Annotated in this window: 13 protein-coding genes and 1 pseudogene; 11 read left to right on the forward strand and 3 right to left on the reverse strand. The window is 64.0% G+C overall.

Annotated elements, in window-relative coordinates:
* Positions 1-64: 64 nt before the first annotated feature.
* Together ACVWY3_RS27005 and pobA are read right to left on the reverse strand one after the other, a co-directional pair.
* Positions 65-484: a PaaI family thioesterase gene (locus ACVWY3_RS27005; RefSeq protein ID WP_456841171.1), complete on the reverse strand. Its 420-nt coding sequence runs from the start codon at positions 482-484 to the stop codon at positions 65-67.
* A gap of 236 nt (positions 485-720) precedes the next feature.
* Positions 721-1,890, reverse strand: a complete 1,170-nt coding sequence (gene pobA / locus ACVWY3_RS27010) for a 4-hydroxybenzoate 3-monooxygenase (protein WP_456841172.1) — start codon at positions 1,888-1,890, stop codon at positions 721-723.
* A gap of 263 nt (positions 1,891-2,153) precedes the next feature.
* Here pobA and ACVWY3_RS27015 point away from each other — a divergent pair, with 263 nt between their 5' ends.
* From ACVWY3_RS27015 to ACVWY3_RS27065, 11 genes and pseudogenes are all read left to right on the forward strand, one after another.
* Complete coding sequence (locus tag ACVWY3_RS27015; protein ID WP_456841173.1) at positions 2,154-3,170, forward strand: TRAP transporter substrate-binding protein; 1,017 nt, start codon at positions 2,154-2,156, stop codon at positions 3,168-3,170.
* Between the two features lie 223 nt (positions 3,171-3,393).
* Positions 3,394-3,903, forward strand: coding sequence for a TRAP transporter small permease (locus ACVWY3_RS27020; RefSeq protein ID WP_194404518.1), 510 nt, complete (start codon positions 3,394-3,396; stop codon positions 3,901-3,903).
* 2 nt (positions 3,904-3,905) lie between these two features.
* Complete coding sequence (locus tag ACVWY3_RS27025) at positions 3,906-5,225, forward strand: TRAP transporter large permease (RefSeq protein WP_456841174.1); 1,320 nt, start codon at positions 3,906-3,908, stop codon at positions 5,223-5,225.
* Between the two features lie 12 nt (positions 5,226-5,237).
* Positions 5,238-5,699 (forward strand): DUF3237 domain-containing protein, encoded by a 462-nt coding sequence (locus ACVWY3_RS27030; RefSeq protein WP_456841175.1) that lies wholly within the window; start codon positions 5,238-5,240, stop codon positions 5,697-5,699.
* A gap of 44 nt (positions 5,700-5,743) precedes the next feature.
* A pseudogene (locus ACVWY3_RS27035) lies at positions 5,744-5,931 on the forward strand (type II toxin-antitoxin system HicA family toxin).
* Positions 5,932-5,936: 5 nt separating this feature from the next.
* Positions 5,937-6,335, forward strand: a complete 399-nt coding sequence (locus ACVWY3_RS27040) for a type II toxin-antitoxin system HicB family antitoxin (RefSeq protein ID WP_456841176.1) — start codon at positions 5,937-5,939, stop codon at positions 6,333-6,335.
* A gap of 145 nt (positions 6,336-6,480) precedes the next feature.
* Positions 6,481-7,290: a crotonase/enoyl-CoA hydratase family protein gene (locus ACVWY3_RS27045; RefSeq protein ID WP_456841177.1), complete on the forward strand. Its 810-nt coding sequence runs from the start codon at positions 6,481-6,483 to the stop codon at positions 7,288-7,290.
* A complete protein-coding gene (locus ACVWY3_RS27050) occupies positions 7,287-9,173 on the forward strand; it encodes a feruloyl-CoA synthase (protein WP_456841178.1) in 1,887 nt (628 codons plus the stop codon). The genes ACVWY3_RS27045 and ACVWY3_RS27050 overlap by 4 nt, the downstream gene beginning before the upstream one ends.
* 26 nt (positions 9,174-9,199) lie before the next feature.
* Positions 9,200-9,961: an SDR family NAD(P)-dependent oxidoreductase gene (locus tag ACVWY3_RS27055; protein WP_456841179.1), complete on the forward strand. Its 762-nt coding sequence runs from the start codon at positions 9,200-9,202 to the stop codon at positions 9,959-9,961.
* A 10-nt stretch (positions 9,962-9,971) separates the two neighbouring features.
* Entirely contained in the window at positions 9,972-10,391 is a 420-nt protein-coding gene (locus ACVWY3_RS27060; protein WP_456841180.1) for an acyl-CoA thioesterase, read from the forward strand.
* Between the two features lie 78 nt (positions 10,392-10,469).
* Positions 10,470-11,621 carry an ABC transporter substrate-binding protein gene (locus tag ACVWY3_RS27065; RefSeq protein ID WP_456841181.1) on the forward strand — a complete coding sequence of 384 codons (1,152 nt, stop codon included), beginning with the start codon at positions 10,470-10,472 and terminating at the stop codon, positions 11,619-11,621.
* A gap of 176 nt (positions 11,622-11,797) precedes the next feature.
* Here ACVWY3_RS27065 and ACVWY3_RS27070 read toward each other — a convergent pair whose 3' ends face one another.
* Entirely contained in the window at positions 11,798-12,526 is a 729-nt protein-coding gene (locus ACVWY3_RS27070; protein WP_456841182.1) for a glutathione S-transferase family protein, read from the reverse strand.
* Between the last annotated feature and the right edge of the window lie 16 nt (positions 12,527-12,542).

The following is a 12,542-nucleotide window of genomic DNA, read 5'->3' on the forward strand; positions in this document are numbered from 1 at the left end:
CCGCAGGACCGAACCCGCAATCTCGAGATTCCGGGTTCTCGCTTCGCGAGCCCCGGAATGACGACTAGCCCTTCTTCGGCACCACGCGGAATGTCCCGCTCGCCCGCGCGATCACGGCGCCGTCGGCCTTCACCAGGGCTTGCGCGAAGCAGATCGTCTTGCCGGTCTTGATCACATCGCTCTCGATCGAACACCACTGGCCGATCTCGGCGGAGCCGACGAAATCCACCGAGAGCGAGACCGTCACGAACGAGATGGTCCAGTTCGTCGCCTGCGCACAGCTATAGCCCATGGCGTTGTCGGCGAGCGCCGTGATGAGGCCGCCATGGATCAGGCCGCGGCCGTTGGTGTGCGGCTTTGCCAGCCGCAGACCGATGATGACGGCCTTGTCGGTTTTCTTCGCGTATAGCGGCTCCCAGGGTTCGGTGAGCGGGCTCTTGCGGAACAGCGGCTCGAAGCCGTCGGGGATGTCACTGGAGGTCATGACTGTCTCGCGTGGGTATGGCTGCCGCCATTGAACGCGATGTGGATGACAGTTTCACCGCCTACAAAGTTTTAAACGGAATTTGCGCGGGTGTTTGAAATGCGCGGTGCCGTCGCTTCACGAAAACTGTCATCGCCCGCGAAGGCGGGCGATCCAGTATTCCAGAAGCGGTTGTGATCGAACCGAGAAGCCGCGGCGTACTGGATGCCCCGCCTTCGCGGGGCATGACACCCGCCCTAAAACGGCAACCCCACGTAATTCTCCGACAACGACGTCATGGCGGCTTGGGAATGCGTGACGTAATCGAGCTCGGCGAGCTGGATCCGCGCGCCGATGGTGCCGGTATCCGGGAACTTGTGCAGCATCGACGTCATCCACCAGGAGAAGCGCACCGCCTTCCAGACCCGCGCCAGCGCTTTTGCGGAATAGGCGTCGATGCCGGCGCTCGATTTCTCGTCATAGAACTCGCGCAGCGCGCTCGACAAATAATGCGCATCGCTGGCCGCCAGATTCAGGCCCTTGGCGCCGGTCGGCGGCACGATATGAGCGGCATCGCCGCACAGGAACAGCTTGCCGAATCGCATCGGCTCGGCAACGAAGCTGCGTAAGGGAGCGATGCTCTTCTCGATCGACGGGCCGGTGACGAGGCTATCGGCTGCCTCCTGGTCGAGCCGGCTCTTCAATTCGTCCCAGAAGCGGTCGTCCGGCCATTGGTCGACATGGTCCTCAAGCGAGCACTGCACATAATAGCGGCTACGCTTCATCGAGCGCATGGTGCAGAGCGCGAAGCCGCGGGCGTGATTGGAGTAGATCAGCTCGTGGCTGACCGGCGGCGTCTCGGAGAGGATGCCGAGCCACCCGAACGGGTAGACCCGCTCGAACTCCTCGATCGCCGAGGCCGGCACACTAGCGCGGCTGACGCCATGAAAACCGTCGCAGCCGGCGATGAAATCGCAATCGAGCGTATGGGTGAGGCCGTCCTTGACATAGGTGACACGCGGGTGACTGCCGTCGAAATCATGCGGCTGCACGTCCTTGGCCTCGTAGACCGAGGTGAGACCGGCGGCCTTGCGCGCATTCATCAGGTCGACCGTGACTTCGGTCTGGCCGTAGATCATGACCGTCTTGCCGGTCGCGCCCTTCATGTCGACGCGGTGACGGCAGCCGGAAAAGGCGAGCTCGATGCCCTCATGCACCAGGCCTTCGGCATGCGCCCGCGCGCCGGCGCCGATCTGGTCGAGCAGCGCCACGGTTCCCTCCTCCAGGAGACCGGCGCGGATACGCCCGAGCACGTAATCCGGGCTCTGCCGCTCCAGAATGACGTTGTCGATGCCGTATTGATGCAGCAGTTGCCCAAGCAACAATCCGGCCGGTCCGGCCCCGATGATTGCGACTTTTGTCCGCAATACTTGCTCCTCCCGATTCTGTAAGCTGCGGCGCAGGCGCGCTTGTGGCGTCGATCCGCAGAGGATAATTATATCATATAATCGTTTGGCAAAAGGGGACTGCTCGTCGCCGCACCGCGACAAACCAATGCAACATCGCTGACGTAGATGGCGCGACAGATGCGCGCCAGTTCCGGCTTGAACCCGCCCGCCAATTAGATAACATGTTAATTAACGAGACCGGGCCAGCGAAGCCCGCCGTCGGAAAGAGGGAGAGACGTGTGATGAGGAAAGCCTGTCTGGCTTTGCTGCTGGCAGCAAGCGTGACGCCTGCGTTCGCGCAGGACAAGACCTTCGACCTGAAGGTTTCGCACTGGGTGCCGGCGTCGCACCCGCTGCAGAAGTCCCTCGAGGACTGGGTCGCCGCGGTGAACAAGGATTCCGGCGGCACCATCACGGGCAAGGTGTTTCCGGCGCAGCAGCTCGGCAAGGCGTTCGACCATTACGACATGGCGCGCGACGGCATCGCCGACGTCACCTATGTCAATCCCGGCTACCAGCCCGGCCGCTTCCCGATCATCGGCGCCGGTGAATTGCCGTTCCTGATCTCCGACGCCAAGGGCGGCTCGATGGGGCTCGACGCTTGGTATCGCAAATATGCCGAGAAGGAGATGAAGGACGTCAAATACTGCCTCGCCTTCGTCCACTCGCCCTCCTCCTTCCACTCCAAGACCAAGAAGATCGTGATGCCGGAGGACGTGAAAGGCCTGAAGATCCGCCCGGCGCACGCCACCATGGCGAACTTCGTCACCTCACTTGGCGGCACCAACGTGCAGTCCTCCGCACCTGAGGTGCGCGACATCATCGAGCGCGGCGTCGCCGATGGCGTCACCTTCCCCTGGGGCTCCCTGGTACTGTTCGGCATCGACAAGGTGACCAAGTACGACATGGAGGCCCCGCTCTACACCACGACCTTCGTGTTTGTGATCAACAAGGACAAGTACAATGCGATGTCCGACAAGCAGAAGGCCGCGATCGACAAGAACTGCTCGATCGAGATGGCGGGCGTGGTGGGCGAGCACTGGGGCAAGTTCGAGGACGCCGGCATCGACAAGGTGAAGGCCGAATCCGATCACGAGGTCTACAAGCTCACGGCGGAACAGACAGCGGCCTGGAAGAAGGCGGCGGAGCCGCTGGTAAAGACCTGGGGCGACGGCGCCAAGAAGGCCGGCGCCGATCCGGATGGGGCCCTTAGCGAGCTGAAGGCCTCGCTGAAGAAGTACAACGCGCTGGCGGAGTGAGGCCGCGGCGCGATCGCTCTTTCCTCCCCCTCTCCCCGCCTGCGGGGAGAGGGTTGGGGTGAGGGGCTGCTTCTACAAAGACAGTGACAGCGCGTTCGCGGAGAGTCCTCCTCACCCGAATTCGAGCTGCGCTCGAATTCGATCTCTCCCCGCAAGCGGGGCGAGGTGAAGTCCGCGGCGAGACCGAGAGCAAACAATGAGCTCACACGACGGCACACCTCCCATGAAGCGCTCCTGGATGGACCGCATCATCGACACGATCGAATGGATCGCGGCCGGCTTCGTCGGCATCGTCGCGCTCGACATCTTCCTGTCGGTGCTCTTACGCAACACGCTGAACTATTCGATCCCCGACAGTTTCGACATCGGCCGCATGCTGCTCGGCATCCTCATCTTCTGGGGCATCGCGGCGACGTCCTATCGCGGCACCCACATCACCGTGGACCTCGTCTGGGGTAATGTCGGGCCGCGCTACCAGCGCTGGATCGACGTGTTCGCAACGCTGGTGCTGCTGTTCGTCGTGACGGTGCAGACCTGGACGCTGTTCGACAAGGTGCGCGGCACCTACAACGACAACGTCCAGACGTTCGACATGCACATGCCGACCTGGCCGTTCTTCGCGATCGCCTGGATCGGCGACGTCTCGGCCGTGCTGCTGATCGCGATCCGCACCTACCGGTTGATCTTCCACCCCGAAGACATGCACGACCCCAAGCTGAAGGCGACGGAGTGATCATGAGCACCGATACCGTCGCCGTTATCGGCTTCGTTTCCCTCTTCGTCCTGATGCTGCTCCGAGTGCCAGTCGGCATGGCCATGGGCCTCGTCGGCGTGTCCGGTTTCGCCTATCTCGTCAACGGAACGGCAGCGCTGAAGCTGGTCGGCCAGACCTCGATGCGCACGGTCACGGACTACACGTTCGGCGTCATCCCGATGTTCCTGCTGATGGGCTCCTTCGTCAGCCATTCCGGCATGAGCCGCGAGCTGTTCCGCGCCGCCAACGGCTTTGTCGGACACTTGCGCGGCGGGCTCGGCATCGCCACCGTCGGCGCCTGCGGCGGCTTTGCCGCGATCTGCGGCTCTTCCGTTGCGACCGCCGCGACCTTCTCCGCCGTTGCCTATCCCGAGATGCGCCGCTTCGGCTATCCGCAATCCTTCGCAACCGGCGTGATCGCGGCCGGCGGCACGCTGGGCGCGATGCTGCCGCCCTCCACCGTGCTCGCGGTCTACGGCATCATTACCGAGCAGGACATCGGAAAACTCTTCATCGCCGGCATCATTCCGGGCCTCTTGGCGATGACCATGTACATGATCACGATCTTCCTGATCGGTTATTTCCGCCCCGAGTTCCTGCCCAAGGGCAAGATGCTGCCGTGGCGTGAGCGCTTTGCCGGACTGAAGGACATCTGGGCGCCGGTGCTGCTGTTCGTGTTCGTGATCGGCGGCCTCTACGGCCTGCCCTTCCTGCCGCGCTTCACGCCGACGGAAGCCGGCGGCGTCGGCGCCGCCGGCGCCTTCTTCATCGGCGTCGTGACAGGACGGCTCGACCGCGAGAAGATCCTGGCCTCGCTGCTTCAGGCAACGCGCACCGCGGCCGCAGTGTTCACGGTGCTGATCGGCGCGCTGATCTTCGGCTATTTCCTCACGGTGACGCAGACGCCCCAGAAGGTGACGGAGTTCCTGACCGGGCTCGGCCTCGGCCCCTACGGCGTGCTGACGCTGATCATGGTGATGTATCTCGTGCTCGGCTGCCTGATGGACGCCATGGCAATGATCATCCTGACCGTGCCGATCATCTTCCCCGTGATCACGCATCTGGGTTTTGATCCGATCTGGTTCGGCGTCATCATCGTGATGACCGTCGAGCTCGGCCTGATCCATCCGCCTGTCGGCATGAACGTCTTCGTCATCAAGAGCGTGGTGAAGGACGTCTCGTTCTCCACCATCTTCAAGGGCGTGATCCCATTCGTTGCGACGGACCTGGTGCGATTGCTGATCCTGATCGCGTTTCCGCTGCTGGCAACGTGGCTGCCGACGCGGATGATGGCGCATTGACGAGGTGAAGCGATGACCACGCCGACACTCGGGACCAAATACGTCTTCACCATCACCGCCCGCATCGGCGACGTCGTCACCGCCGGCGAGACCGGGATCGGCGTTCGCCGCATCATTCCGATCATCGGCGGCGAAGTGACGGGTGCGATCACCGGCAAGGTCCTCCCGTTCGGCGCCGACTTCCAGACCATCCGCCCCAACGAGCTGATCGATCTCGAAGCCAAATACGCCTTCGAGACCGACGACGGTGCGATCGTCTATGTCGAGAACAAGGGCTTGCGCTTCGGCCCGGTCGAGCTGCTGCAAAAGCTCAAGCGTGGCGAGCCGGTCGATCCGAAGCTGATCTATTTCCGCACCGTGCCGCGGTTCGAGACGGGACACGAGAACTACCGCTGGCTGATGGAGCACATTTTTGTTGGCTCAGCGGCACGGCATGCGGACCGGGTGGTGATCGATGTGCACCAGGTGATGTGACCTGTTCGTTGACAGATGCGCGCTAATGTGTATAAATACACACCATGAATAGCCGGGACGTTATCTCTGCGCTTCAGAGGGACGGCTGGCTCCAGGTGGCTCAAAAGGCAGCCACGTCCAACTCCAGCACCCGACGAAACCAGGTCGCGTCACCATCCCGCACCCGAAACGGGACATCCCCCTCGGAACGTTGAAGAGCATCGAGCGGCAGACCGGCCTGAAGCTGAGGTGAGCGCTATGCGTCATTACATCGGTCTCATCCATAAGGATGCCAACAGCGATTTCGGCGTGTCGTTTCCCGATCTGCCGGGCCTTGTCACCGCAGGGAGCACACTCGACGAAGCGCGCGACATGGCGGAGGAAGCGCTGGCGCTTCATCTCGAAGGCATGGCTGAAGACGGAGAAGCCATTCCCGCGCCATCGTCGCTTGAGGAAATCATGTCGGATCCAGAGAACCGCGCGGGCGTTGCCATTCTGGTGTCGGTGAAGGACGAGCAGCCAAAGATCGTCCGCGTCAATGTCACCTTGCCCGGCGATGTGCTGGAGCAAATCGACAAATACGCCGAGGCCCACGGCTACACGCGATCGGGCCTGCTTGCGCAAGCCGCCAAGAAGCTAATCACCGACGTCGCCTGAGGCGTCTGCACCTTGCGCGGTTCGGCGCCCGATGCCCAGCGGCGTCTGCGTTCGAAAGGCGGTTCTTCCGCGCAACCACGAGGCCGCCCCACCTTGACTCCCCCAAAGTTCGTTATACAACATAACTATTCTGACAAGGACGCAAATGACACAGGGAAACGCCGAAACCGCGGATGCGGGCGCCTCCGGACTGCTCCGGATCGAGAGGACGGACCGGGTTCTGACCGTCGGCCTGAACCGGCCGGCCAAGCGCAATGCGCTCAATGACGGCATCATCCTGGAAATCGGCGAATGTTTCGCGTCACTGCCCGAGAACATCGGCGCGGTCGTGATCCACGGCATCGGCGACCATTTCTCCAGTGGGCTCGACCTCTCCGAGCTGACCGAGCATGACGCCACCGGCGGGCTCTTGCATTCGCAGATGTGGCACCGGGTGTTCGACCGCATCCAGTACAGCCGCGTGCCCGTGATCGCAGCGCTGAGGGGCGCGGTGATCGGCGGCGGGCTGGAGCTCGCCTGCGCCGCGCATATCCGCGTCGCCGAGCCCTCGACCTATTTCGCGCTGCCGGAGGGGCAGCGCGGCATCTTCGTCGGCGGCGGCGGCTCGGTGCGGCTGCCCCGCCTGATCGGCGTTGCCCGGATGATGGACATGATGCTCACGGGGCGCGTCTACAGCGCGACCGAAGGCGCCTCCTACGGTTTCGCGCAATATCTGACCGAGGCCGGCAACGGTCTCGGCAAGGCGCTGGAACTCGCGACCAAGATCGCCTCCAACGCGCCGCTGACGAACTTCGCCGTGCTCCAGGCGCTGCCGATGATCGCGGAGGCCAACCCTCAAACGGGCCTCTTGATGGAGTCGCTCATGGCGACCGTCGCGCAGAGCGACAAGGAGGCAAAACGCAGGATCCGCGAATTCCTCGAGCACAAGACCGCCAAGGTAAAGCCGAAGCCATGAGCGCGCAGCCGTCCTCTTCGTCCAGCATGGAGCGCGGCGCGAGCACTTCCCCGCTGCGGCCCATTTCGTTCGGCGATCCCGTCGTCAACATCGAGCGGCGCGACGACGGCACGATCTATCTCAGGCCAAAGCAGCCGCTCGGCGACTATCCCGTCCGCATCACCGACCGCCTGCATCATTGGGCGACCGCGACGCCGGACCGCGTCTTCATGGCCGAGCGCGAAGGCGGCCGCTCCTGGCGCAAGATCACCTATGCCGAGCTGCTCACCGCGAGCCGGCATATCGGCTCCGCACTGATCCAGCGCGGCTTGTCGGCGGACCGACCGGTCGTGATCCTCTCGGGCAATTCCATCGACCACGCCCTGCTCGCCTTCGGCGCGTTCTATGCCGGCGTTCCGTTCTGCCCGGTGTCGCCGGCCTATTCGCTGGTGTCGAAGGATTACGGCAAGCTCTCTTACCTGATGAAGCTGCTGACGCCCGGCCTGGTCTTCGCCGACGATGCCAGCAAGTTCGCCGACGCGCTCACGGCCAATGTCTCGCTCGGCACCGAGATCGCGGCGTCCTGGGGTACCGTGCCGGGCCGCGATGTCACCCTGCTCGCCGATCTCATGGCGACGCCCATCCGCGACGATCTCGACGCGGTTCACGGCAGGATCGGCCCTGATACGATCGCAAAGTTCTTGCTGACCTCGGGCTCAACGGGCAATCCCAAGGCCGTCATCAATACCCAGCGCATGATCTGCGCCAATCAGGTGATGCTGCGCGAGACGCTCGCTTTCCTCAAGGACGAGCCGCCCGTCATCGTCGACTGGCTGCCCTGGAATCACACCTTTGGCGGCAACCACAATATCGGGCTGACGCTCTACAATGGCGGCTCGATGTATCTCGACGCCGGCAAGCCGGTGCCCGGCGGCATCGAGGAGACCGTGCGCAATCTCCAGGAGATTTCGCCGACGGTCTATTTCAACGTGCCCAAGGGCTATGAATCGCTGCTGCCGTATCTGCGCGACGACCAGGGCCTGCGCGCAAAGTTCTTCGACCGTTTGCATGCGATGTTCTTCTCCGGCGCGGCGCTGTCGCCGTTCATCTGGAACAGCCTCGACGAGCTCGCGGTCAAAGAGAAGGGCTATCGCGTGCCGATGCTGACCGGCCTTGGCGCGACCGAGACCGCACCGTTCTTCATGTCGGTCAATCCGCGCACCAGCCGCTCGGGCCATGTCGGTCTGCCGGTCTCCGGCAACGACGCAAAGCTGGTGCCGAATAACGGCAAGCTGGAGGTGCGCGCGAAGGGTCCGAACGTGATGCCCGGCTACTGGCGCCAGCCCGACATCACCGCAAAATCCTTCGACGAGGAAGGGTTTTACAAGATGGGCGATGCGCTCAAGCCCGCCGATCCCAACGATCTCAACGCCGGCTTCGATTTCGACGGCCGCGTCAGCGAGGATTTCAAGCTCGCGAGCGGCACCTGGGTGAGCGTCGGCCCGTTGCGCGCCCGCCTCACCGCGGCCTGCGCGCCGCTGGTGCGCGACGTCGTCATCGCCGGCATCAACCGGGACGAGATCTCCGCGCTGGTCGTGCTCGATCTCGACGGCTGCCGCCTGATCAATCCGACGCTGCCGGCCGACGATCTCGTCGTCGCGACACGCGACCGGCTGGTTCGCGAGGCCTTTCGCGAGCGCCTGACCCGTTTCCTCAGCGAGGCCACGGGATCCTCGACCCGGATCACGCGCGCGATCCTGATGGATACGCCGCTGTCGATCGACAAGGGCGAGGTCACCGACAAGGGCTCGATCAACCAGCGCGCGGTGCTGGAGCATCGCGCGGCTCTGATCGACGAGCTCTACGCTGCCAATCCGTCGGACCGTGTGATATCGGTCGCCTAGGAAAGTATCGCCACAGGAGAACCGCCATGTTGTTGAAGGATCAGGCAGCCATCGTCACCGGCGGCGCATCAGGACTTGGCGCTGCCACCGCGCGAAAACTGGCGGCGCAGGGCGCCAAGGTCGCGGTGTGCGATCTCAATGCCAAGCTCGCTGAAACCGTTGCTGGCGAGATCAAGGGCGTCGCCGTGACCTGCGACGTCTCCGATGCCGCTTCCGCTGAAGCTGCGATCGCGCAGGCGACCAAGGCCCATGGCCCGGCGCGCGTGCTGGTCAACTGCGCGGGCATCGGCGTAGCAAAGCGCGTCGTCGGCCGCGACGGCCCGATGGCGCTCGCGGAGTTCGACAAGGTGATCAAGGTCAATCTGATCGGCACCTTCAACATGCTTCGCCTAGCCGCAACTGAGATGTCCAAGCTCGAGCCGCAGGCATCCGGCGAGCGCGGGGTCATCATCAACACCGCCTCGGTCGCTGCCTATGACGGCCAGATCGGCCAGTCGGCCTATTCGGCCTCCAAGGGCGGCATCGTCGGCATGACGCTGCCGATCGCACGCGAGCTGGCGCAGTTCGGCGTCCGCGTGCTGACGATTGCGCCCGGCCTGTTCCTGACGCCGCTGCTCGCCAATCTGCCGCAGGAAGCTCAGGATTCGCTCGCCGCCGCGATCCCGTTCCCGCGCCGGCTCGGCCAAGCCGACGAGTTCGCCGCACTCGCGCTGCACATGGTGGAAAACGCGTACCTGAACGGCGAGGTGGTTCGCCTCGACGGCTCGCTGCGCATGGCGCCGAAGTAGGGCGCGGCGGATGTTCGTGAACCGGCGCGAGGTCCAGATCCAGTGGGGCGATTGCGACCCCGCCAACATCGTCTACTACCCGCGCTATTTCGCGATGTTCGACGATTCGACTTCGACCCTGTTCGAGGTCGCCGGCTTCTCCAAGCAGGATCTGGTCCGCAAATACGGCCTGGTGGGCATCCCCATGGTCGACACGCGGGCCAAGTTCTACATCCCCTCGACCTATGGCGACTGGATCAGCATCGAGACGAAGATCGAGAGCATCAAGCGCTCGAGCTTCGAGGTGAAGCACAATGTCTACAAGGGCGAGGCGCTGGCGATCGAGGGGTTCGAGACCCGCGTCCTGGTCGGCCGCGATCCCAACAACCCCGACAAGCTGAAATCGGCACCGTTTCCGCCGGAGATGGTCGCCAAATTCACGGGAAGCTAAATCGCCGCATCACCAAAAGAGGGGGCTGAATTACCCCCCGATTTCTGCTTTCAAGGAAACACGTCAAGGGAGGAATCAATGAAACGCTTTTACCTGACCGCAGCCATTGCCGCCGCGGCGCTCGCCCTGCCGGCGCTGCCAGCGGGGGCCCAGACCACCGAGATCACCATCGGCATCACCACCACCACGACCGGCCCGGGCGCAGCCCTCGGCATTCCCGAGCGCAACGCGCTGGAATTCGTGCCCAAGGAAATCGGCGGCGTGCCGCTGAAGGTGATCGTGCTCGACGACGGCGGCGATCCCACCACGGCGACCACCAACGCCCGCCGCTTCGTCACCGAATCCAAGGCCGACATCATCATGGGCTCGGCGCTGACGCCGCCGACTATCGCCGTCTCCAACGTCGCCAATGAAGCCGGCATCCCGCACTTTGGCCTGGCGCCGTTCCCGATCACGCCGGAGCGCATGAAGTGGTCGGTGGCGATGCCGCAGCCGATTCCGATCGTCGGCAAGGTGCTGTACGATCACATGAAGTCCAAGGGCGTGAAGACGCTCGGCTATATCGGCTACTCCGACTCCTATGGTGATCTCTGGTTCAACGATCTGAAGGCGCAGGCCGTGCCGATGGGCATGACCATCGTCGACGAGGAGCGCTTCGCGCGTCCCGACACCTCGGTGACCGGACAGGTGCTCAAGCTCGTGGCCGCCAATCCCGACGCGATCCTGGTCGGCGCCTCCGGCACCGCCGCCGCGCTGCCGCAGACCGAGCTGCGCGAGCGCGGCTATCAGGGCCTGATCTATCAGACCCATGGCGCAGCCAGCATGGATTTCATTCGCATCGCCGGCAAAGCGGCCGAGGGCGTGCTGATGGCCTCCGGTCCCGTCATGGACCCCGAAGACCAGCCCGACGAGGCCGCCACCAAGCGGCCGGGCCTCGCGCTGAACTCGGCCTATGAAGCCAAGTATGGCCCGAACAGCCGCAGCCAGTTCGCCGGCCATTCCTACGATGCCTTCGAGATCCTCAAGCGTATCATTCCGGTGGCGTTGAAGACCGCCAAGCCCGGCACGCCGGAATTCCGCGAAGCGATCCGTCAGGCCTTGCTGTCGGAGAAGGAGCTGGCGGCGAGCCAGGGTGTCTACAACTTCACCGAAAAGGACCGCTACGGCGTCGACGAGCGCGCCCGCATCCTGCTCACGGTGAAGAACGGCAAGTACTCGCTCGTGAAGTAGGAGTCGCGACAGTTTGAGACGGCGAGAGCCGGCCCGATGGACCGGCTCTTTTTCTTAGCACTGCCACAGAGGTCGTCATGGCCGGGCTTGTCCCGGCGATCCACGCCTCGCCACATGGCGCGAAGAACGTGGATGCCCGGGACAAGCCCCGGGCATGACGAAGCGGAAGCGCGCTCCTACGCCGCCTGCCGCAGCGGGGTCCAGGCGAACTCGGGATAGTACGTGTCCATCATGCGGTCGACATAGGCGGTGAGGTTCGGAAATCCCTCGGCGCGCTGGCGCAAGGACGATTCGAAGAATGGCGTGAGGATCCCCGCGAGCGCGCCGAAGGCGGTGGCGTCGACGCCGCAGGGCTTGTTGCCCATCAGATAGGTCTTGTCGCCGAGCTGCACCGAGAGCGCGAACAGCGAGCGCACCGCGAGATCGACGTCGTCATCGGGCGCGTGGCGGCCGAGGCCGGAGAGCAGATAATTCTCGGCGACGCGGAATTGCGCGTCCTCGCGCAGCTTCTCGCGGTTGTGCTCCGGCGCGCCGTCGAAGAAATGCGACGGGCCCTTGGCGAAGTTGACCGGATCGACCCAGCGCGCGCCGACCAGCGCCCAGTAGACGTGATGCTCGATCATCCGCTCGAACGCCCAGGCCTGCGCGCGCTCCTGCAAGGAGAGACCGGCGTCGAAATCGAAGCCGTAGCGGCGCTCGATATGGGCGCGGATGAAAGTGGAGTCGGCCACCGCCTCGCCGCCGTCGTCGATGAAAGGCAGCTGCCCCTTCGGGGACGCGGGCGGCATCGCGCGCTCCTTCCGGTAAGGCAGCCCTGCCATCTTGAGCTGCACCTCGGTCTTGGTGACGAAGGGGCTGATTTCCGGCAGGCCGAAGCCGGTGCCAAAGCCGTAAAGCGTGATCATGCGCGTTCTCCTGGTC

It is taken from the genome of Bradyrhizobium sp. USDA 4486 (genome assembly GCF_054057995.1).